Origin of the sequence: Martinezella tropici (assembly GCF_003287875.1) — a bacterium.
In the GTDB taxonomy this organism is placed as follows: Bacteria; Pseudomonadota; Alphaproteobacteria; order Rhizobiales; family Rhizobiaceae; genus Rhizobium; species Rhizobium tropici_C.
Genome location: NZ_QMKK01000011.1, coordinates 71,832 through 92,228, shown reverse-complemented (window position 1 = coordinate 92,228; position 20,397 = coordinate 71,832). Strand labels below are relative to the sequence as shown.

General features: G+C 58.4%; 20 protein-coding genes. 11 read left to right on the top strand and 9 right to left on the bottom strand.

Annotated features, from left to right (window positions below):
• The first annotated feature begins 38 nt into the window (after positions 1 to 38).
• On the top strand, positions 39 to 557 hold the full coding sequence (locus DQ393_RS00575; protein ID WP_112339884.1) for an FxsA family protein: 519 nt from the start codon (positions 39 to 41) through the stop codon (positions 555 to 557).
• Positions 558 to 652: 95 nt separating this feature from the next.
• Positions 653 to 1,135: a protein-export chaperone SecB gene (secB, locus tag DQ393_RS00570; protein ID WP_112339883.1), complete on the top strand. Its 483-nt coding sequence runs from the start codon at positions 653 to 655 to the stop codon at positions 1,133 to 1,135.
• An 81-nt stretch (positions 1,136 to 1,216) separates the two neighbouring features.
• On the opposite strand, the gene dnaQ is transcribed toward secB, so the two are convergent.
• Genes dnaQ through DQ393_RS00545 form a run of 5 tightly spaced genes read right to left on the bottom strand, consistent with a single transcriptional unit; the run spans position 1,217 to position 4,854 of the window.
• A complete protein-coding gene (dnaQ, locus tag DQ393_RS00565) occupies positions 1,217 to 1,933 on the bottom strand; it encodes a DNA polymerase III subunit epsilon (RefSeq protein ID WP_112339882.1) in 717 nt (238 codons plus the stop codon).
• Between the two features lie 17 nt (positions 1,934 to 1,950).
• On the bottom strand, positions 1,951 to 2,550 hold the full coding sequence (gene coaE, locus DQ393_RS00560; protein ID WP_112339881.1) for a dephospho-CoA kinase: 600 nt from the start codon (positions 2,548 to 2,550) through the stop codon (positions 1,951 to 1,953).
• Positions 2,550 to 3,407 carry a shikimate dehydrogenase gene (locus DQ393_RS00555; RefSeq protein WP_112339880.1) on the bottom strand — a complete coding sequence of 286 codons (858 nt, stop codon included), beginning with the start codon at positions 3,405 to 3,407 and terminating at the stop codon, positions 2,550 to 2,552. Before DQ393_RS00555 ends, coaE begins: the two co-directional genes overlap by 1 nt.
• Positions 3,400 to 3,999, bottom strand: coding sequence for a Maf-like protein (locus DQ393_RS00550; RefSeq protein ID WP_112339879.1), 600 nt, complete (start codon positions 3,997 to 3,999; stop codon positions 3,400 to 3,402). The genes DQ393_RS00555 and DQ393_RS00550 overlap by 8 nt, the downstream gene beginning before the upstream one ends.
• A 33-nt stretch (positions 4,000 to 4,032) precedes the next feature.
• Complete coding sequence (locus tag DQ393_RS00545; protein WP_112339878.1) at positions 4,033 to 4,854, bottom strand: pyruvate, water dikinase regulatory protein; 822 nt, start codon at positions 4,852 to 4,854, stop codon at positions 4,033 to 4,035.
• 401 nt (positions 4,855 to 5,255) lie between these two features.
• On the opposite strand from DQ393_RS00545, the gene hemE reads away from it, so the two are divergent.
• The 8 genes from hemE (at position 5,256) to DQ393_RS00505 (ending at position 14,146) form a co-directional block, all read left to right on the top strand.
• Positions 5,256 to 6,290, top strand: a complete 1,035-nt coding sequence (gene hemE, locus DQ393_RS00540; protein ID WP_112339877.1) for a uroporphyrinogen decarboxylase — start codon at positions 5,256 to 5,258, stop codon at positions 6,288 to 6,290.
• Positions 6,290 to 6,835, top strand: coding sequence for a protoporphyrinogen oxidase HemJ (gene hemJ, locus DQ393_RS00535; protein ID WP_181592260.1), 546 nt, complete (start codon positions 6,290 to 6,292; stop codon positions 6,833 to 6,835). Before hemE ends, hemJ begins: the two co-directional genes overlap by 1 nt.
• Before the next feature lie 197 nt (positions 6,836 to 7,032).
• A complete protein-coding gene (gene rho / locus DQ393_RS00530) occupies positions 7,033 to 8,298 on the top strand; it encodes a transcription termination factor Rho (protein ID WP_004127423.1) in 1,266 nt (421 codons plus the stop codon).
• A 152-nt stretch (positions 8,299 to 8,450) separates the two neighbouring features.
• Complete coding sequence (gene mnmE / locus DQ393_RS00525; protein WP_181592259.1) at positions 8,451 to 9,770, top strand: tRNA uridine-5-carboxymethylaminomethyl(34) synthesis GTPase MnmE; 1,320 nt, start codon at positions 8,451 to 8,453, stop codon at positions 9,768 to 9,770.
• A 117-nt stretch (positions 9,771 to 9,887) separates the two neighbouring features.
• Complete coding sequence (mnmG, locus tag DQ393_RS00520; RefSeq protein ID WP_112339940.1) at positions 9,888 to 11,768, top strand: tRNA uridine-5-carboxymethylaminomethyl(34) synthesis enzyme MnmG; 1,881 nt, start codon at positions 9,888 to 9,890, stop codon at positions 11,766 to 11,768.
• Between the two features lie 26 nt (positions 11,769 to 11,794).
• Positions 11,795 to 12,412, top strand: a complete 618-nt coding sequence (gene rsmG / locus DQ393_RS00515) for a 16S rRNA (guanine(527)-N(7))-methyltransferase RsmG (protein WP_112339875.1) — start codon at positions 11,795 to 11,797, stop codon at positions 12,410 to 12,412.
• 21 nt (positions 12,413 to 12,433) lie between these two features.
• Positions 12,434 to 13,231, top strand: coding sequence for a ParA family protein (locus tag DQ393_RS00510; protein ID WP_112339874.1), 798 nt, complete (start codon positions 12,434 to 12,436; stop codon positions 13,229 to 13,231).
• A 30-nt stretch (positions 13,232 to 13,261) separates the two neighbouring features.
• A complete protein-coding gene (locus DQ393_RS00505; protein WP_112339873.1) occupies positions 13,262 to 14,146 on the top strand; it encodes a ParB/RepB/Spo0J family partition protein in 885 nt (294 codons plus the stop codon).
• Between the two features lie 101 nt (positions 14,147 to 14,247).
• On the opposite strand, the gene holA is transcribed toward DQ393_RS00505, so the two are convergent.
• Genes holA through leuS form a run of 3 tightly spaced genes read right to left on the bottom strand, consistent with a single transcriptional unit; the run spans position 14,248 to position 18,440 of the window.
• Entirely contained in the window at positions 14,248 to 15,285 is a 1,038-nt protein-coding gene (holA, locus tag DQ393_RS00500; protein ID WP_112339872.1) for a DNA polymerase III subunit delta, read from the bottom strand.
• A gap of 13 nt (positions 15,286 to 15,298) precedes the next feature.
• Positions 15,299 to 15,820: an LPS assembly lipoprotein LptE gene (gene lptE, locus DQ393_RS00495; RefSeq protein WP_112339871.1), complete on the bottom strand. Its 522-nt coding sequence runs from the start codon at positions 15,818 to 15,820 to the stop codon at positions 15,299 to 15,301.
• Complete coding sequence (leuS, locus tag DQ393_RS00490) at positions 15,810 to 18,440, bottom strand: leucine--tRNA ligase (protein ID WP_112339870.1); 2,631 nt, start codon at positions 18,438 to 18,440, stop codon at positions 15,810 to 15,812. Before leuS ends, lptE begins: the two co-directional genes overlap by 11 nt.
• A 202-nt stretch (positions 18,441 to 18,642) precedes the next feature.
• Here leuS and DQ393_RS00485 point away from each other — a divergent pair, with 202 nt between their 5' ends.
• Positions 18,643 to 19,302 carry a YggS family pyridoxal phosphate-dependent enzyme gene (locus tag DQ393_RS00485; protein ID WP_112339869.1) on the top strand — a complete coding sequence of 220 codons (660 nt, stop codon included), beginning with the start codon at positions 18,643 to 18,645 and terminating at the stop codon, positions 19,300 to 19,302.
• Positions 19,303 to 19,564: 262 nt separating this feature from the next.
• On the opposite strand, the gene DQ393_RS00480 is transcribed toward DQ393_RS00485, so the two are convergent.
• Positions 19,565 to 20,272: a DUF1013 domain-containing protein gene (locus DQ393_RS00480; protein ID WP_112339868.1), complete on the bottom strand. Its 708-nt coding sequence runs from the start codon at positions 20,270 to 20,272 to the stop codon at positions 19,565 to 19,567.
• Positions 20,273 to 20,397: the final 125 nt, after the last annotated feature.

The window sequence follows — 20,397 nt, the reverse complement described above, 5'->3', positions numbered from 1 at the left end:
GCCTAACCGAAGAAACCCGCTTTCAGGACCACCGTAACATGCGCCTATCACTTCTTCCTGTCTTCATTTCTCTGATGCCTCTGGCAGAAATTGCCGGATTCATCATCGTCGGAAAGATGATCGGCGTCTGGGCCACATTGGGGCTCGTCATCCTCAGCGTGCTGCTCGGTGCCGCTCTTTTGAGGATCCAGGGGATCGGCATTCTCCAGCGCATCTCGGCCGAAAGCCGCAATGGCGGCGATCCCGGCCGGGAGATGGTGCATGGCGCCATGATTGTCGTCGCCGCCTTCTTCCTGATGCTGCCCGGCTTCATTTCCGACATCATCGGCCTGCTGCTTTTCATTCCGGCAGTGCGCGATCTCGCCTGGACGGTCCTGCGCAAGCGCATCGTCGTCGTCGGCAATTCGCGTGCTTTCCGGCGAGGACAGGGTCCGGGCGCCGAACCGCAAGGCCGGCCGAATAAACCCGGAAACGTTGTCGATCTCGACGAAGACGATTTCCATCGCGAGCCGAACCGGAAGTCACCGTGGTCGGATCAAAAGCGTCTGGAAGACTAGGGGACGGCCTCGGGAGCGCCGGATCCATAAGGGTTGTAAGCCCCTTTTCTAAATGCTAGATGGCGACACCCATCGAGACGTGAGAGGACACCCCCATGGCCAACGAGACCAACGGCAACGGTGCAGCCAGCCCGAGCCTTAGCATCCTTGCTCAGTACACCAAGGATCTTTCCTTCGAAAATCCGGGTGCTCCGCGCTCGCTTCAGGCCCGGGAAAATGCTCCCGACATCAATATCAATGTGAACGTCAACGCCAATCCGCTGTCGGACGAGGATTTTGACGTGGTACTGACGCTGAACGCCGAAGCCAAGGATGGCGAGCGTGTTCTCTTCCATACCGAGCTGGTCTATGGCGGCGTCTTCCGCGTCACCGGCTTCCCGCAGGAGCACATGCTGCCGCTGCTCTTCATCGAATGCCCGCGCCTGCTGTTCCCCTTCGCACGCCAGATAATCGCCGATGTCACGCGCAATGGCGGCTTCCCGCCGCTGATGATCGACCCGATCGATTTCGCGCAGATGTTCACGCAGCGCATGGCCGAAGAACAGGCCCGCGCCCAGGTTTCGGCCGTTCCGAACTAAGCCTGAACTTTCCTATTCTGGAAAAGAAAATGCCCGGATTACAGGTCCGGGCATTTTCTTTTGGTGTTTTGGAAAGTGCTTTTACTCGGAAGCGCTATATTTCGACCAGATTCCCTTCGCGCCGAGTTTGGCGACCAGCGCCGCATGAGCCGCGAGTTCCTCCTCGGTCAGCCGGCCCGGCAGCGGAGCGGGCCGCGCGAAGATGTCGACGACGACTTCTTCCACGAGATCGTTCTGGCGTGAGCGCATCGACGAACCGGTGGCGCTGCCAAGCCCGAGTGCCGTCTGCCGGCCACCGATCATCTCGATATAGACTTCGGCCAGCAGTTCGGAGTCGAGCAGGGCTCCGTGTTTCGTGCGGTGCGAGTTGTCGATGCCGTATCGACGGCAGAGCGCATCGAGCGAATTCGGACCCATCGGATGCTTGCGCCGGGCCATGGCCAGCGTATCGATCACCATGTCAGGCAGGATCGGCGGACGGCCGAGTCTTGCAAATTCCGCGTTGACGAAACCCATATCGAAGGTGGCGTTGTGTGCGATCCACTTGGCATCGCCGAAAAATTCGAGGATCTGATCCACGACGGTTTCGAAGGGTGGCTTGTCCGCCAAGAACTCATCGGTAATGCCATGCACCGCCAGAGCATCGGGGTGTACTTTGCGGTCACCCGGATTGATATAGATGTGCAGCGTCTTTCCGGTCGGGAAATGGTTGAAGAGCTCGATGCCGCCGATTTCGATGATCCGGTCTGCCCTGTTGTCGAGGCCGGTGGTTTCCGTGTCGAAAATGATTTCGCGCATGTCGAAGTTCCGCTTTCCTATTTCTCAATCTGCTGTTTGCGCCGCAGATCCGCGATGATCTCTCTTACCTGCTTGCGGGCCTCATCGATACTGCCGCCGGTATCGATGACATAATCGGCGCGCGCCCGCTTTTGCGCATCCGGCGTCTGCCGGGAGAGAATCATGTTGAATTTTTCCTCCGTCATGCCCGGCCGGGCAAGCACTCTCTCTCTCTGAATCTGTGGATCACAGCTGACGACGACGATCTTATCGACCCTCTTGTCCGCGCCGGTTTCGAACAGAAGCGGGATATCCAGCACCAACATGTCGGCGCCGGCCTGCCGCTGGCGTTCCAGGAACTCACGCTCGCGCTCGCGAACAAGCGGATGGATAATGGCTTCGAGACGCTTGAAACCGGAGGGATCGTCTGCAAGCTTCCGGCTAAGTTCCTGCCGGTCGACCTTGCCGTCACTGGTCGCACCGGGAAATGCAGCCTCGACCAGAGGAACCGCTTCGCCGCTATAGAGATCATGAACGACCGCATCGGAATCGTTCACCGGGATTCCGGCTTCGGCAAAGAGCTTCGCCGAGGTGGATTTTCCCATGCCGATCGATCCCGTCAGCCCGATCCTGATCATCAGTGTTTTTCCATATCCGCGATGATCAACGCCCTCAAACTATCGTCAACCGCCGGACGCTTTCCGAACCATTTTTCGAAACCTGGCGCCGCCTGGTGCAACAGCATGCCAAGACCATCGACGATGGCAAAGCCCTGCTCCTCGGCCTGCGCCAGAAGCGGCGTCTTCAAGGGTACATAGACAATGTCGGTGACGGCAGCCCCTTGTGCAAGAGGCGAGAAATCGATCCGAGGTGCTGCTTCGCCGTCCATGCCGAGGGATGTCGTATTGATAAAGAGGCCGGCACCCTGCATGACCTCACCGAGCGCGGCCATCGGATGAGCATGGACCCGTTCGCCAAAGCGATCCGCCAATTCCTGCGCCCGCTCGACCGTGCGGTTGACGACGTGGATTTCCTTGAAGCCGCGGTCGCGCACGGCCTGGATCACGGCCCGGCTGGCACCGCCTGCCCCAAGAATGACGGCGCTATCGGTGCGATCCCAGCCGGGATGGCGCTCGTCGAGGTTCGCCGTGAAACCGCGGCCATCGGTATTCGTCGCATGCAGCAGCCCGTCCTCGAGCCACAAAGTGTTGGACGCGCCAAGTTCTTCCGAAAGCTCATCAGGCCGATCGGCGAGCTTGAACGCCGCTTCCTTGTGAGGGATCGTGACGTTGCCGCCGACGAAGCCGCTGGTGCCAGCTTTCAAAGACGCGACGAAGGCAGCGAAATCCTCTATAGAGACTTCATGGGCACGATAGGTCCCAGCCAAACCAAGCTGCTTCAGCCAATAACCGTGGATCAGCGGCGAGCGCGAATGCTTGACCGGATAACCCGTTACGAAAGCGTTTACGGGCGATGTTTCACGTGAATCATCCATCGATCGTCCCCAACTCACGCAGTTTTTCCAGCAGCGGCAGCATCGGCAATCCAACGATCGTGAAGTAATCGCCGTCGATTTTCGAGAAGAGCTGGATGCCCTCTCCCTCGAGTTGATAAGCGCCGACGCTTGACAATGCCTTCTCTCCGACGCGCCCGAGATGCCGGTGGATGAAGTCAGCCGCGAGGTCCCGCATGGTCAGATCGGCGTGAGACACGTGCTCCCAGATGATATCGCCATTGCGCGCCAGCGCCATGGCGCTGTTCAGGCGATGCGTCTTGCCCGACAGGGTTCGCAGATGATTTTCCGCATCCGCCATTGTTTTCGGCTTGTGAAAGACCTGGACACCAAGCGACATGGTCTGGTCCGAACCGATGATGAGGGAACCGGGGAAGCGATCGCTGACCTCCTTCGCCTTCGCCTTTGCCAGCACGAGCGCGACGGTATCCGGACTGGCGCCATCCCGTTCGAGCGGGGCTTCGATCGCGCGTTCATCGATATCGGCGGCGATGGCCTGGAAATGCAATCCGGCATTTTCCATCAGCATTCGTCGGAACGGGCTGGATGATGCAAGAATAAGGGGCGCGGTCATGAAGGCTGCCTCCGAGATAATAATGTGCAGCGCTTAACGCAGCTTGGGGCGCAGGGCAACAATGGCGGCGGCGGTCTCTTCGATCGAGCGCCGCGTGACATCGATGATCGGCCAATTGTGCCGCGCGCAGAGTGAGCGGGCATATTTCAACTCTTCGGAGATGGCGGCGCGATCCGTGTAGTCGCCACGATCGAAGCCGGGTGTCGTGCCGAGAATACGGTTTTCGCGTACCTGCGAGATCCGGTCGGTCGTTGCCACCAGTCCGACGATCAACGGCTTCGTCGCCCTGCTCAAGCTCTCCGGCAACGGCACGCCGTGGACAATCGGGATATTGGCGGTCTTGATGCCGCGATTGGCCAGGTAGATGCTCGTCGGCGTTTTCGAGGTGCGGCTGATGCCGATGATGACGACATCGGCTTCATCATAATCATCGGGCATCTGGCCATCGTCATGATCCATGGTGAAGTTCAGCGCTTCGATGCGAGCGAAATAATCGGCATTCATCACATGCTGCGCACCGACTCGGCGGCGCGATGCCGTGCCGAGATAGGTCTGGAAGACATTCATGACCGGTTCGAGAACGTTGACCGATGGTACGCCCATTTCCTTGCACCGCTCGGCAATGAAATCGGCGAGTTCACGATCGACGATCGTATAAAGGACGATGCCGGGGCTGTTATCGATCGCCTCCAGAACCGGCAGCAACTGCTTGCGGTTTCTGATCAGCGGATAGACATGCTCGATCGGCTGGCTGGCATGGAATTGCACCGAGGCGGCACGGCCGGCGGAGATGAGAGTCTCACCCGTTGAGTCAGAAATCAGGTGCAGATGAAAGAAGCTTGTTCGGTTTTCCACGCTACTTTCCATCACCTGTTGATATCTCGGGAGAAAAGACAGGTACGAGAAGGGGCCCGTCCTCGGCAAGTGGAAAACGGCCAAGTTTTCCACATTTGGAATTTTCGCGAGACGGCTTCCGCCGCGGCTGTGGGCAATGTGGACAAGATCGGTAGCGCCACTTCCATCCTCGATTTATCCACAGAACGGCGAGAGACAGATCTCTTTGCAAGCTCTTCAAAAGATTGAAGGATCATCTTTTCTTTCCACATATCGACAGCTCGCGTCAAAATCTTTGCAGATTCATGCCGAAGGCGCGACAAATTGGACAGGCGCTGGATGAACTTTAATCCTTGCTAGTCACCGACTCTAAGAAATAGAAACCTTTCAATATATGTTTGGTTTTATATAGGACGACGTCTGTGAGCGATGAACGCCGGAAGATCATGCGAGTGCTGAGCGGTGAAACGCTCACCCCTCCCCCTCTCTGGCTGATGCGGCAGGCGGGCCGTTATCTTCCCGAATATCGAGAGACTCGCGCAAAGGCAGGGAGCTTCCTTGATCTCTGTTATACGCCCGATCACGCCGTCGAGGTAACACTGCAGCCGATACGACGTTATGGTTTCGATGCCGCCATTCTCTTTTCCGACATCCTGGTCATCCCCGACGCATTGAAGCGGAATGTCCGCTTCACCGAAGGGCATGGGCCGGTGATGGATCCGATCGATGAGACCAGCATCCTTGCATTGAAGCCGGAGGGCATCATGGCGCATCTGGCGCCGGTCATGGAGACGGTACGGCGGCTGCGTCAGGAGTTGCCGGTGGAGACGACGCTCCTCGGCTTCTGTGGCGCACCCTGGACGGTTGCGACCTATATGATCGCCGGCCATGGTACGCCCGATCAGGCCCCTGCCCGGCTGTTTGCCTATCGCTATCCCAAAGCGTTCGAACATCTGCTGATGCTGCTTGCCGATATCTCGGCCGATTATCTCGTAGCGCAGATCGACGCCGGCGCCGATGCCGTGCAGATTTTCGATTCTTGGGCCGGCGTGCTCGGCGAGAAGGAATTCGAGGCTTTTGCGGTCAAGCCGGTTGCGAAAATGATCGCATCGGTGAAGGCACGGCGGCCAAAGGCGCGGGTGATCGCTTTTGCCAAAGGGGCCGGATACCTGCTGAAAACCTATCGGCAGAAGACGGGAGCCGATGCGATCGGTCTCGACTGGTCGGTGCCGTTGGCCTTTGCTCGGGAACTGCAGAAGGACGGGCCGGTGCAGGGCAATCTCGATCCGATGCGCGTGGTTGCCGGCGGCAAGGCTTTGGACGTCGGGATCGACGATATCCTGCAGCAGCTCGGGAATGGCCCGCTGATCTTCAATCTCGGACATGGCATTACCCCGCAGGCGGATCCCGATAATGTTGCCAGGCTTGTTGAGCGTGTGCGGGGATGGAGGAACTGATGACGGTGGAAAAGCAGACGGACGCCGCTCCGGGTCAGAGGGCTGGACGACGCGCCTATGTCATGATCCTCATTTTTGCGGTTCTGGCGATCGGACTTTTCGCCTGGCATCCGGCCGATCTCTATCTCTGGATCAAGGCGCTGCACATCATCGCCGTCATCTCCTGGATGGCCGGCATGTTTTATCTGCCGCGGCTGTTCGTCTATCACACCGACGCCGAACCCGGTTCGCAGCAATCCGAGACGTTCAAGGTCATGGAACAGCGACTGCTGCGCTACATCATCAACCCGGCAATGATTTTGACTTGGATTTTCGGGCTTTATCTTGCCTGGTCCGTCTATGATTTCCAAGGCGGATGGCTGCACGCCAAGATCGGGCTTGTCTTGATTCTCTCGGGCGTTCACGGCCATTTCAGCGCTGCGGTGCGCGCCTTTGCCCGCGATCAGAACAAGCATTCTGCCCGATACTGGCGGCTCATGAACGAGGCGCCGACGCTTCTGATGATCGCGATCGTCATTCTCGTGGTCGTCAAGCCCTTTGCGTGAGGCGGGGCTATATTAGACACGACGTAAAATTTCTTTCATTTTGCGTGCCCCCCTTGCGGTTCAGAAAGTGAGTCGCTATTTTCCCGCCATCTTCTCTTCGTGGCATGTATCCATTCTGTCTCCCGCGAGCGCCCCTATCGCGGTTCTGAATACGAGCAACATTGCCTTCCCCTCCTAAAAAATGAGTAACTCCCTTCATGGCTGAAATGAAGCTTCAGGAACTGAAAAATAAATCCCCGACCGATCTCCTGGCCTTTGCCGAATCGCTCGAGGTGGAAAACGCCAGCACGATGCGCAAGCAGGAATTGATGTTTGCAATCCTGAAGGTGCTGGCAAGCCAAGACGTAGAAATCATCGGCGAGGGCGTCGTCGAAGTTCTGCAAGATGGTTTCGGTTTCTTGCGTTCCGCGAACGCTAACTATCTTCCCGGTCCGGACGATATCTATATTTCCCCCTCCCAGATCCGCCGCTTCTCCTTGAAGACGGGCGACACGGTCGAGGGACCGATCCGCGGACCGAAGGAAGGCGAACGCTACTTCGCGCTGCTGAAAGTCAACACGATCAATTTCGATGATCCGGAAAAGATCCGTCACAAGGTTCACTTCGATAACCTAACGCCGCTTTATCCGAACGAGCGTTTTCGTATGGAACTCGACGTTCCCACGTCGAAGGATCTTTCGCCCCGCGTGATCGATCTCGTAGCACCGCTCGGCAAGGGCCAGCGCGGCCTGATCGTCGCACCGCCGCGTACCGGTAAGACCGTTCTCCTTCAAAACATCGCCCATTCCATCACCGCCAATCATCCGGACTGCTATCTGATCGTTCTCTTGATCGACGAACGTCCGGAAGAAGTGACAGATATGCAGCGCTCCGTGCGCGGCGAAGTCATCTCGTCGACTTTCGACGAGCCGGCCGTGCGCCACGTCCAGGTTGCTGAAATGGTCATCGAGAAGGCCAAGCGCCTGGTTGAGCATGGCCGCGACGTCGTCATCCTGCTCGATTCGATTACCCGCCTCGGCCGCGCCTATAACACCGTGGTCCCCTCCTCTGGTAAGGTTCTGACCGGCGGTGTCGACGCCAACGCCCTGCAGCGCCCGAAGCGTTTCTTCGGTGCTGCGCGTAACATCGAAGAAGGCGGCTCGCTGACCATCATTGCGACGGCCCTGATCGATACCGGCAGCCGCATGGACGAAGTTATCTTTGAAGAATTCAAGGGTACCGGTAACTCGGAAATCGTGCTCGACCGCAAGGTGGCCGACAAGCGCATCTTCCCGGCAATGGATATTCTCAAGTCCGGTACGCGTAAGGAAGACCTGCTGGTGCCGCGCCAGGATCTGCAGAAGATCTTCGTCCTGCGCCGCATTCTGGCGCCGATGGGTACGACCGACGCGATTGAGTTCCTGATCGACAAGCTCAAGCAGACGAAGAACAATCCGGACTTCTTCGATTCGATGAATACGTAATCCTTAGCCGGATTCCGTGAGCGTATCGCTTTAGAGATACGGTGCACATGCTATGATCGGGGTCGCCTTCTAGCGGCCCCGATTTCGTTTTATTGAGCAGAATTTCTTAGGCGAAGTATCAACGAAAATCGATTCGGATACGGATCAGTTCAATGACGGCAGACCAAACCATCTATGCACTCTCCAGCGGCGGCTTGCCAGCCGGCGTCGCCGTTATCCGCATCAGCGGTCGTTCCGCTTTTTCCGTCGCTGGGTCCCTTGCCGGAACGCTGCCAGCTCCTCGGCAAGCCGCGCTGAAAACGATTCGGACTCGTAACGGTTTAACTATCGACCGTGGTCTTGTTTTAATTTTTCCGGGGCCAGCCTCTTTCACCGGAGAGGATTGCGTCGAGGTTCATGTTCACGGCGGCAAGGCGGTTGTGAATGCGCTTCTGGCAGAGCTTGCCACTTTTGATGGGTGCCGTCTTGCGGAGCATGGAGAATTCTCGCGCCGTGCCCTTGAGAACGGCAAAATGGATCTTGTCGAGGTGGAGGGCCTGGCGGATCTCATTAGTGCCGAGACGGAAATGCAGCGCCGGCTCGCGTTGGAACACGCTGCCGGCGGATTATCGGAGCTCTATAATGGCTGGGCTGACCGGCTGACCCGCGCGCGGGCGCTGATCGAAGCCGAGCTGGATTTCGCAGACGAGGATGACATTCCCGGCTCCGTATCGGATATGGTATGGGCAGACATGCAGCGTCTGCATTCTGAGTTGTCCGACCATCTCAAAGGCGCCGATCTTGGCGAGATTATACGCGATGGTCTGAAAGTGGTGATTGCCGGGCCGCCGAATGCCGGCAAGTCCAGCCTCATGAATGCGTTGGCGAAGCGGGAGGTGGCGATCGTCACCGACATCGCCGGAACAACGCGGGACGTTCTGCATATCGATCTGAATATTGAGGGATATGCTGTCAAGCTTTATGATACGGCAGGCTTGCGGGAAACCGATGAGATTGTCGAGCGCGAGGGGATACGCCGCGCCCTTAACACCGTCGCTGATGCCGATCTTGTCCTATCGTTAGCGGAAATCGGCCATGGTCCGCAGCTCGATTTCCCCGGTTTCTCCGGCAAGATCGTCACGCTCGGGACGAAATCAGACTTACACCCTGGTCAGGGCGACGGCGAGTATGATGTGCTTATCTCCTCGGAGACGGGGGCGGGCTTGCCGGCGCTACATCAATTTCTCCGGCAAGATCTGCAGGATCGCTCGGAATCTCTGTCGTTGGCATTGCCGAGCCGCTTGCGGCATCGGATGCTGCTGGGTGAGAGTTTAGCTGCCGTCGCTGCGGCACTCGCCTCCGAGGACAGAGGTCTTGATATCAGGGCGGAGTATTTGCGACGGGCCGCTACGAGCCTTGGGCGGATCACAGGACGCGTCGATGTCGAAGATCTGTTGGATGTGATTTTCTCGGAATTCTGCATCGGCAAATGATTCACGTGAAACATGCCGATCGGATATCGAATTGGATTCGAACCGACGTTTCACGTGAAACCTTCTTGACTCCTGAAATTGGTGTGCCAAACAGACGGCACGACCGAGGACTTGATGATGTTCGATGAATCATATGATGTGATCGTTGTAGGTGGCGGCCATGCCGGCAGCGAGGCCGCGGCCGCGGCCGCACGCCTGGGCGCGCGCACCGCGCTGGTGACGCATAAACGAGATACGATCGGCGTCATGTCCTGCAACCCCGCCATTGGCGGTCTTGGCAAAGGCCATCTCGTGCGGGAAATCGATGCACTCGACGGCCTGATGGGGCGGGTTGCCGATGCGGCCGGTATTCAATTCCGCATGCTCAATCGCAAGAAGGGCCCTGCTGTCCGTGGGCCGCGCACACAGGCCGATCGTAAGCTTTATCGTTTGGCCATGCAGGCCGAAATCGGCGCGATCGACAATCTTGATGTCATAGAAGGGGATGCGTTTGATCTCGTCCTTGAGCACGGACGCGTTTCTGCAGTCACGTTGAAGGATGGCAGGATCATCCGGTGTGGCGCTGTCGTTTTGACGACAGGAACCTTTCTTCGCGGCCTTATTCATATTGGCGACAAGAAAATTCCGGCTGGGCGCGTTGGCGAAGAGCCTTCGGTAGGCCTTTCAGGCACGTTGTTGCGGCATGGGCTCGCCCTCGGGCGCTTGAAGACGGGAACCCCGGCTCGGCTCGATGGCACGACGATCGACTGGGCGTCAGTCGGAAGACAAGGCGCTGATGAAGATCCCACGCCCTTTTCCTTCATGACTGATTCCATCGTGAATCCACAGATCGAATGTGGCGTGACGCGAACGACGCCGGATACGCATAGGATCATCGCCGAGAATCTGAAACGTTCGGCGATGTATTCAGGGCAGATCGAAGGCGTTGGACCACGCTATTGTCCCTCTATCGAGGACAAGATCGTGAAGTTCGGTGAGCGCGATGGCCATCAGATATTCCTGGAGCCGGAAGGCCTCGATGACACGACCGTCTATCCGAACGGCATATCCACCTCCCTTCCGGAGGATCTCCAGGAGGACTTCATCAAAACCATTCCGGGTCTGGAACGAGTTACAATTCTCCAGCACGCCTATGCCATTGAATATGATCATGTGGATCCGCGCGAACTGAAACTCTCCCTGGAGGTGGAGAAGATTCCCGGTCTCTTTCTGGCCGGACAGATCAACGGCACAACGGGATATGAAGAGGCAGGCGCACAGGGCCTTGTTGCCGGCTTAAATGCGGCGCGTCTTGCCTCCGGTGGCAAAGCGATCGAATTCAGCCGAACGGACTCCTATATTGGCGTAATGATCGACGACTTGACCTCGCGCGGTGTCGCGGAGCCTTATCGCATGTTCACTTCCCGCGCGGAGTATCGTCTTTCGCTCCGAGCCGACAATGCGGATGTGCGCCTGACGCCGGTTGGCCTGTCCATCGGTTGCGTCGGTGCTGATCGCGCATCGCGTTTCGACCGATATGTGAGGAAGCTTGAACAAGCACGCATTCGTCTGAAAGATTTGAGGATCACTCCGAACGAAGCCGAAAAAGCCGGCATGCACCTGAACAAGGATGGTCAGTGGCGTTCGGCGTATGAACTCCTCTCGCATCCGGGTCAGTCGATCGAAGCGCTGTCGCGCCTTTGGCCGGAGCTGCAATCCATGGAACGGAGCGTCGCCGAAGCGGTCGAGATCGAAGCGGCCTATGCGGTCTATATGGATCGGCAGACTGCGGATATAACGCAGGCTCGGAAAGAAGAAGAGCGCGCTATTCCTTCTGGCTTCGACTTCGCCGTTCTCTCTGGTCTGTCCAACGAGTTGAAGCAGAAGCTGGCCGCAGCGAATCCGAAGAACATTGCTCAAGCGTCGCGGATCGACGGAATGACGCCAGCGGCCATTTCTCTGTTGCTGGCGCATCTTAAAAAGATGAGCACTCAGGATGCGCAAAAACTCGTATCTTGATACTACAAGGTTAGAGAGTCCAAAGCATGGAATTGAACGGTGTACGTGTTTCACGTGAAACACAGGAGCGACTGCAGCATTTCGCTGAGCTCTTCCAGAAGTGGGCGAAGACGATAAACCTTGTTGCGCCCTCGACCATTGATGATCTCTGGCGCCGCCATATTGCCGATAGCGCTCAAATTTTTCAGCTTCATCCCACGCCGAGCCATTGGGTCGATCTCGGTAGCGGCGGTGGCTTTCCTGGAGTGATAACGGCGATTCTCCTGGCCGAAACGGGCACCGGACATGTCGATTTAATCGAGAGCAATCAGAAGAAGGCTGCTTTCCTGCGGGTTTGCCTGCGAGAATGCGAAGCCCGGGGTGCAGTTCACGCGGTTCGCATCGAGGAGGCGCCGGGGATTGTCAGACATTGCGACTTGATCTCGGCGCGGGCTCTTGCGGAGCTGGACTTACTGCTGGACTATGCAGCGCCTTGGGTGGAGCGCAATGAAAATCTGCGCCTTTTCCTGCATAAAGGCCGGGATTACGAGCGTGAGCTTGAGAAAGCCCGTGGCCGTTGGGAATTCGATCTGGTAAAACATCGGAGTGTCGTCGAGCGAGATTCCGTTATTTTGGAGCTCAATCGCCTGCGACGCCTGAATTAACCATCATTGGATATGCGGCAGATGATCGGCGAGCGAAACCGGATTATTACCATCGCAAATCAAAAGGGCGGCGTCGGCAAGACCACGACCGCCATCAACTTGGCGACTGCGCTTGCCGCGATCGGCGAGCGCGTTCTGATCGTCGATCTCGATCCGCAGGGCAATGCCAGCACGGGTCTCGGTATCGAGCGCCGGGATCGGAAGCTGTCTTCCTATGATCTCCTGGTTGGCACTCATTCGGTCATGGATACCGTTCAGGAAACCGCTGTTCCCAATCTTTTCATTGTGCCATCGACAATGGACTTGCTCGGTATCGAGATGGAGATCGCGCAGCAGTCGGATCGCGTCTTTAAGCTGCGCCGGGCGTTAAATGCCTCGGAGGCCCTCGCCTTCTCTTATATTCTGGTCGATTGCCCGCCTTCTTTCAATTTGCTGACGATGAATGCCATGGCGGCGGCCCATTCGGTGCTCGTACCGTTGCAGTGCGAATTTTTCGCACTAGAAGGCCTCAGTCAACTCTTGGAAACCGTCGATCAGGTCCGCCGCACGGTCAATCCGTCTCTGGATATTCAGGGGATCGTTTTGACGATGTTCGATTCCCGCAACAATCTGGCGCAGCAGGTGGTCAGCGATGTCCGCACTCACCTGGGAGAAAAAGTCTACCATACGTTGATTCCGCGCAACGTACGCGTGTCCGAGGCGCCTTCTTACGGTAAGCCAGCCATTCTCTACGACCTGAAGTGTGCGGGCAGCCAAGCCTATCTGCAACTGGCCTCGGAAGTGATCCAGAGAGAACGGCAGCGCAAGGCTGCCGCATGAAATAGTATTGTTCCAGAGTGAGTATTGGTGATGAATGATGATCTTTCGAAGCGGCGTCTCGGGCGCGGATTGGCTGCTCTCATCGGTGAGATGGACCAGCCGACGCCGGTGGATGCGGGCAAGCCGGCTGTCAATCCGGATCGCCTTGTGCCGATCGAATTCATCAGCCGTAATCCGAGAAACCCGCGTCGCTATTTCGATGAGACCGAGCTGCATGATCTGGCCAGCTCCATCCGCCAACACGGCATCGTCCAGCCGGTTGTCGTACGCACGGTTTCGGCGGACCGCTATGAAATCATAGCCGGCGAAAGGCGATGGCGGGCCGCGCAGCTCGCCGGCCTGATCGAAATTCCGGTCATTGTCCGGGATGTCGACGACAAGACCGCCCTTGAAATTGCGATCGTCGAAAACGTCCAGCGCGCCGATCTCAACCCGCTGGAAGAGGCATTGGGTTATGAGCAGCTGATTGCCGAGCACGGCTATACGCAAAACGACCTTGGCGAAATCATCGGCAAAAGCCGCAGCCATGTCGCCAATTCACTACGGCTGCTGAAGCTGCCCGATACGGTGCGCGATATGCTTGCCGGCGGCAGTCTTTCTGCCGGCCATGCGCGTGCCCTGGTGTCGACCTCGGATCCGGCCTCGCTGGCCCGCACCATTGTCTCCAAAGGCATGTCGGTGCGCGATGCCGAGCGGCTGGCGCAGAATGACATCAAGGCTCAGAACGATCCCCGTCCCGCAGGCGCCCGCAAGGACGAAAAGGATTCTGACACGCTGGCGCTGGAACGCACGCTCTCCGATACGCTCGGTCTGGACGTTTCGATCAACCATCGCGGCAATGGCGGCCAGGTGAAGATCAGCTATAAGACGCTGGAGCAGCTCGAGGAGATTTGCCGACTGCTGGAGCGGCGCTAAAGGCAGCCCGTAGCCCTGGCGATTACAGTCAGCATACCGAGGCAAAACTGGGTCCATCAGGAATGGGCCCCGTAACTTTTCCTGTCATTTCCGGTGAAACATCAACCTTTTCGAGCCGATTGCAACGTGGTCGATAATAGGGTCTGTGTGGCAATAGTATCTTCCAGGCTAGCCCGCTGGCGTGTCTGGAGAATCGCTGTCTGCAATCTATTCATTTCCCGGGCAATGGCCGGCCCGGTCCAGCTTTTCAGTGCCTGTTCGATGATGGGCTTGCGGCGGAAATGCAGATAACGGCCATGTGTCTGCATGACCTGGGCGGGAGCGATCCGCCTTTCATCCATCTCTGCTCGCATCGTATCAAGCATCTGAAACTGCCTCAAACAGCCCTGAAGCACGAGGAACATCGGAGTTTTGGATGAAGCAATTCTCTGCATCGCGCGCAGAAAAGCCTCCGAATCACCCTTTAGGATGGCGTCGACCGCGTCATCTGCGGAAACCGCGCTGGCGTCGCCGATAATTTCGATGACGTGCTGCTCCTCGATCATGTCCTGACCGCGGCAATAAAGGGCAAGCTTGCGAACCTCATTGCGGGAGGCGATGCGATCGCCGCCGAGAAGCTCCAGCAGTGTCTGGCGAGCCGCCTGCGTGATGCGCAGCCCTTCGTTTGCCAGCTCAGTATCGATCAGGCTGTTGAGAGCCCTGATGTCATCAGCATAGCAAGGGATCGTGGCGATGCTGCGAGCCGGCTCCGCGACCTTGCGTAGCCCCGATCCTTTCTTGAGATCACCGGCTTCGATGATGACGAAGCTCGCATCTGGAGGATTGTCAGCAAGGATCTGCAGCGAATCGATGAGCACCTTTTCGTTGGCGGCACCGCGAATCCAGACGAGCTTCTCGCCGCCGAACAAACCGATGGCGTTTACTTCATCGAGCAGGCGGCCGGCATCATTCTGCAGATCCGCGACGTCGAGCTTGATGAGAGAGAAGGCGTCGTTCAGGTCTACGCCGGTCTTGCCGGCGATTTGGGCGGCACGTTCGGATACCAAGCCACGATCTGGCCCATAAATGGCAAAGATGCGGTAGTTTCGCGCGGCATTTTGGAGAAATCCGTCGAATTCGTGAGACTTGATTTCCGCCATGCCGCGCTCTTTGTCAGTGGCTGAGTGCAGCTGCTATGTCGGCAGCCACCATCTCGGCAACTTCGCGGGCTGCGCGGTCTTCCGAATCCCGGATCGCGCGCTGCTTGGCGAATTCCTGTGTCGGGAAGTCGACAAGCGACGTCACCGAGCGGCTACCGGATTTGAGGACCTTACCGGTGACTGCTTCCTTCAACGTAAAGGACGCTGTCACCGTGGTGCGGCCGGCTGCCGATGTACTGGACGACGGCAGATAGATAACGCCTCCCGTACCGGAGGTGACACTGAGGTCGACGGTATATTTCGGCGTCTTCGTTTCGCCGGCGCCCCGGCCCGCAATGAAGATCAGCTGATTGCGGACCTGCAGTCCGACGCGCGAACCGACGTCGGAGAAAGCGACTTCGGAGAGCTTCTGCGTCACACCGGTGCTGACGGCATACAGCGGCCGAACTTGGCAGGAGGACAGAAGGCCGGCAACAGCCACAAGGGAAGCGACGCCAGCGATGCGGGCGAACTTGAAAAGACTATCAGACGACAATGTTTACGATCCTCTGTGGAACGACGATGATCTTCTTTGGCGCCTGACCATTCAATGCGCTCGTAACGGCATCCAGGGCGAGCACGGCTTGCTGCACGGCATTCTGATCTGCATCGCGCGCGATTGTCAATTCGGCGCGCTTCTTGCCGTTGATCTGAACGGGATAGACGATTTCGTTTTCGATGACGAGCGCCTCGTCATAGACCGGCCATGCACTGGTCGCGACCATATGCGTGTTGCCGAGGGCGGCCGAGCATTCTTCGGCCAGATGCGGCGTGATTGGCGCAACCAGCGAAATCAGGATTTCGACGGCCTCGCGGACAGCAGAGCGATAGGCGCCATCCGCCTGACCGGCCGCCACCTTGCCGAGTGGTGCGGCCAGCGCATTGACGAATTCGTAGATGCGCGCCACGGCCTTGTTGAAGGCGAGCTTATCGTAATCACCTTGAACGGCCTTCAACGTACGATGGGCGACCTGCGAAATCGCCAGCCCCTCGCCTTCCTTAGCCGGAGTCGATTCAACTGTCTTCAGAGCATCGGCGGCTTCCGACACCAGCCGCCACATGCGCTGCGTGAAACGATGCGCGCCTTCGACGCCGGCTTCCGACCAGATGACGTCGCGATCGGGCGGCGAATCGGAGAGCACGAAGAAGCGAGCCGTATCGGCGCCGTAGGAGGCGATGATGTCATCCGGATCGACGACGTTCTTCTTCGACTTCGACATTTTTTCGATCGAGCCGATGGCGATGTCCTCGCCGGTCGACAGCAGCGTGGCGCGGCGCTGGCCGTCCACCTCCTCGATCTTGATATCCGCCGGCGAAACCCATTCGCGCGTCAGGCCATTGCCGCGGCTATAGGTCTCGTGCACGACCATCCCTTGCGTGAACAGGCCCTTGAAAGGCTCCTTCACGTCAAGATGGCCGGTTTCGCGCATCGCGCGCGTGAAGAAGCGCGAATAGAGCAGGTGCAGGATCGCGTGCTCGATGCCGCCGATATACTGATCGACCGGCAGCCAGTGGTTAGCCGCCTTTTGATCCGTCGGCTGGTTCTCCCAGGGAGCAGTGAAGCGGGCGAAATACCAGCTCGAATCGACGAAGGTGTCCATCGTATCGGTTTCCCGCCGCGCATCCTTGCCGCACTGCGGACAGGCGACATGCCGCCAGGTGGCGTGCCGGTCGAGCGGGTTGCCTGGCTGGTCGAAGGTGACGTCGTCGGGCAACCGGACCGGCAGATCCTGCTTCGGCACCGGCAGCACGCCGCAATCGTCGCAATGGATGACCGGGATCGGGCAGCCCCAATAGCGCTGCCGGGAAATGCCCCAGTCGCGCAGACGGAAATTCACCTTGCGCTCGGCCTGCGGCGCGTTGCCAAGACTCGTTTCCGAAAGCTTCGTTGCCACCGTCTCGAAGGCTTCCTCGGTGCTCATGCCGTCGAGGAAGCGCGAGTTGATCATGACGCCATCACCATCATAGGCAGTGTCGCCGACGGTAAAGCTCGCAGCATCGCCATCAGCGGGCATGACGACGGGAACGACGGGCAGGCCGTACTTGCGGGCGAAGTCCAGGTCGCGCTGGTCGCCGGACGGGCAGCCGAAGATGGCGCCCGTGCCATAGTCCATCAGCACGAAATTGGCGATGTAGACTGGCAGTTCCCAGGACGGATCGAAGGGGTGACGGACGCGGATGCCGGTGTCCATGCCTTTCTTTTCCGCGGTTTCCAGCGCGGCCAGCGAGGTGCCGGCACGACGGCATTCCTCGCAGAAAGCCTCGATCGCCGGATCCTTGGCAGCCGCTTCCTTGGCCAGCGGATGGTCGGCAGAGATCGCTAGGAAGGAGGCGCCGAACAACGTATCGGGGCGGGTCGTGTAGACTGTGATCTCGCGATCGCTATTGGGAGCGGTTTCGGCCACGATTTCCCAGCGGACGGTCAGGCCTTCCGACCGGCCGATCCAGTTCTTCTGCATCAGCCGCACTTTTTCCGGCCAATGATCGAGTGTGTCCAGGGCATCCAGCAGATCCTGGCTAAACTCGGTGATCTTGAAGAACCACTGCGTCAGCTCGCGCTGTTCCACAAGCGCGCCGGAACGCCAGCCGCGGCCGTCGATGACCTGCTCGTTGGCGAGAACGGTGTTATCGACCGGATCCCAGTTGACCTTCGATTTCTTGCGGTAGACCAGACCTTTCTCCATCATGTCGATGAAGAGCATCTGCTGGCGATGATAATAGTCCACATCGCAGGTCGCGAATTCGCGGCTCCAGTCCAGCGACAGGCCCATGGCCTTCAGCTGGGTGCGCATCGAGGCGATGTTCTGGTAGGTCCATTCCTTGGGATGCACCTTGTTGTCGCGCGCTGCGTTTTCTGCCGGCATGCCGAAGGCGTCCCAACCCATCGGATGCAGCACGTTGTAGCCGCGGGCGCGCTTGTAGCGGGCAACGACATCGCCCATGGCGTAGTTGCGCACATGGCCCATGTGGATGCGGCCCGACGGATAGGGAAACATCTCTAGAACGTAGTATTTCTCACGCGGATCGGCATTGTCTGTCACGAAGACCTTTTCTTCGTTCCATTTTTCCTGCCAGCGGGGCTCGGCATCGCGCGGATTATAACGTTCGGTCGTCATCTGATCTTGTATTCCGGAAAATCATGGGGAGTTAGGGGGTGACCTTCACCACGAAACTACCCAAGCGTCAAGTTTAGCGGTTGCGGCAAGTGCCTTATCTTGCAAAGCAAAGCCGGATTCGGCCGTATTCGCCCTTGGCAAAGCCTGCCCGCCTCATTACTGCAAGGGTTGAAAAAGCAAGCGAACATATCGAGGCGAAAAGATGGAACTTCAAGAGCGCCTGAACGAAGTCCGTTCCCATATCGCTGCGGCCGAGCGTCAGGCCGGCCGGCCGGCGGGTTCCGTGCAGCTCGTTGCCGTTTCGAAGACTTTCGATGCCGACCAGATCCGCCCGGCGATTTCGGCCGGCCAGCGTGTGTTCGGCGAAAACCGTGTGCAGGAAAGCCAGGCAAAATGGCCGGAGCTGAAGGCCGAAACGCCCGGGATCGAGCTGCACCTGATCGGCCCGCTGCAATCGAACAAGGCGGCCGATGCCGTGGCGCTGTTCGACGTCATCGAGACGATCGACCGGGAAAAGATCGCCCGCGCCATCGCCGATGAAATGAAGGTGCAGGGCAAGATTTTGCGGCTTTATGTGCAGGTCAATACCGGGCTGGAGCCGCAAAAGGCCGGGATCGCCCCTGATGACACAGTCGCTTTCGTCGATTTCTGCCGCAAGGAACTCGGACTTCCGGTCGAAGGCCTGATGTGCATTCCGCCCGCGGAGGAAAATCCGGGGCCGCATTTTGCCCTCCTGGCAAAGCTCGCCAAGCGGGCCGGCGTCGAAAAGCTCTCGATGGGCATGTCTAGCGACTACGAAATTGCCGTCGCCTTCGGCGCGACAAGCGTCCGGGTCGGTTCTGCGATCTTCGGGGCGCGATAAATTCGGTCGAAAATAAAAGCCACGGCTACCGCCTCGTGGTTCGAGGCTCCGGCCTCACGGCCTACGCACCTCACCACGAGGGCTAGTTTCCTATGCAAGACGGTACGTTAAACTGTGCCTCAGCTACAGGAGCTGGGCCTTACACCGCAGAGCGCTTCCATCCTCACCCTGAGCCCGTCAAAGGACGAGTTGGCCGTGTCTCCCGACAAAAAACCCCGGCTGTGAAAACCGGGGCTTCGTAAATCTGCGATGAAACCGGATCTTAGAACTGGTCGTCGTCCTCGTCGTCGCGGCTGGTCGACTTCAGCGACTTCAGCTTGGCGAAAACGGCGTCGGCGTCGATTTCCTTTTCCTTCTCGTCATCGCGATCATAGCTGAAGCCGAGCTTTTCGGTTTCCTGAGCCGGCTGCAGGGTCGCGCCGAGTTCGGCGGCGGTCGGCAGCGGACGGCCCTTGGAGGCCTTTTCGACTTCCATGTCAAGGTCTATCTGGCTGCAGAGGCCGAGCGTGACCGGATCCATCGGCGTCAGGTTGGCTGCGTTCCAGTGCGTGCGGTCGCGGATCTGTTCGATGGTCGACTTGGTGGTGCCGACGAGGCGGGAAATCTGCGCATCCTTCAGTTCCGGATGGTTGCGCACCAGCCACAGGATGGCGTTCGGGCGATCCTGCCGCTTGGAGACTGGCGTGTAACGCGGGCCGCGGCGCTTGGATTCCGGCACGCGGACCTTCGGCTCGGAAAGTTTCAGCTTGTGGTTCGGATTGGCTTCGGCGCGGGCGATTTCGTCACGCGTCAGCTGGCCGGTCGAGATCGGGTCGAGGCCCTTGATGCCCTGTGCGGCTTCACCGTCGGCAATGGCCTTCACTTCGAGCGGGTGCAGCCTGCAGAACTGCGCGATCTGGTCGAATGACAAGGCCGTATTGTCGACAAGCCAGATGGCGGTTGCCTTCGGCATGAGCAATTGTTGAGCCATGGATATAGTCCTTCTGTCAGTCCGCGCCGGTGTCGCGGTCCGGGGTGTAACACCACATTGTCCGGGAAATACGGCCCTATATAGCGACAGTGTCGCGGAATTGCAATTCTTTGCGGATGAAATGC

Excerpts from the sequence above, each read along its gene's own strand:
- coaE (WP_112339881.1), bottom strand. The coding sequence starts at position 2,550 with ATGATCAGGATCGGGCTGACGGGATCGATCGGCATGGGAAAATCCACC.
- leuS (WP_112339870.1), bottom strand. The coding sequence starts at position 18,440 with ATGACGACCGAACGTTATAATCCGCGCGATGCCGAGCCCCGCTGGCAG.
- mnmE (WP_181592259.1), top strand. The coding sequence starts at position 8,451 with ATGACGGCAGACCAAACCATCTATGCACTCTCCAGCGGCGGCTTGCCA.
- DQ393_RS00510 (WP_112339874.1), top strand. The coding sequence starts at position 12,434 with ATGATCGGCGAGCGAAACCGGATTATTACCATCGCAAATCAAAAGGGC.
- DQ393_RS00505 (WP_112339873.1), top strand. The coding sequence starts at position 13,262 with ATGAATGATGATCTTTCGAAGCGGCGTCTCGGGCGCGGATTGGCTGCT.
- hemJ (WP_181592260.1), top strand. The coding sequence starts at position 6,290 with ATGACGGTGGAAAAGCAGACGGACGCCGCTCCGGGTCAGAGGGCTGGA.
- holA (WP_112339872.1), bottom strand. The coding sequence starts at position 15,285 with ATGGCGGAAATCAAGTCTCACGAATTCGACGGATTTCTCCAAAATGCC.
- rho (WP_004127423.1), top strand. The coding sequence starts at position 7,033 with ATGGCTGAAATGAAGCTTCAGGAACTGAAAAATAAATCCCCGACCGAT.
- mnmG (WP_112339940.1), top strand. The coding sequence starts at position 9,888 with ATGTTCGATGAATCATATGATGTGATCGTTGTAGGTGGCGGCCATGCC.
- secB (WP_112339883.1), top strand. The coding sequence starts at position 653 with ATGGCCAACGAGACCAACGGCAACGGTGCAGCCAGCCCGAGCCTTAGC.
- DQ393_RS00485 (WP_112339869.1), top strand. The coding sequence starts at position 18,643 with ATGGAACTTCAAGAGCGCCTGAACGAAGTCCGTTCCCATATCGCTGCG.
- DQ393_RS00575 (WP_112339884.1), top strand. The coding sequence starts at position 39 with ATGCGCCTATCACTTCTTCCTGTCTTCATTTCTCTGATGCCTCTGGCA.
- dnaQ (WP_112339882.1), bottom strand. The coding sequence starts at position 1,933 with ATGCGCGAAATCATTTTCGACACGGAAACCACCGGCCTCGACAACAGG.
- DQ393_RS00555 (WP_112339880.1), bottom strand. The coding sequence starts at position 3,407 with ATGGATGATTCACGTGAAACATCGCCCGTAAACGCTTTCGTAACGGGT.
- DQ393_RS00480 (WP_112339868.1), bottom strand. The coding sequence starts at position 20,272 with ATGGCTCAACAATTGCTCATGCCGAAGGCAACCGCCATCTGGCTTGTC.
- DQ393_RS00550 (WP_112339879.1), bottom strand. The coding sequence starts at position 3,999 with ATGACCGCGCCCCTTATTCTTGCATCATCCAGCCCGTTCCGACGAATG.
- rsmG (WP_112339875.1), top strand. The coding sequence starts at position 11,795 with ATGGAATTGAACGGTGTACGTGTTTCACGTGAAACACAGGAGCGACTG.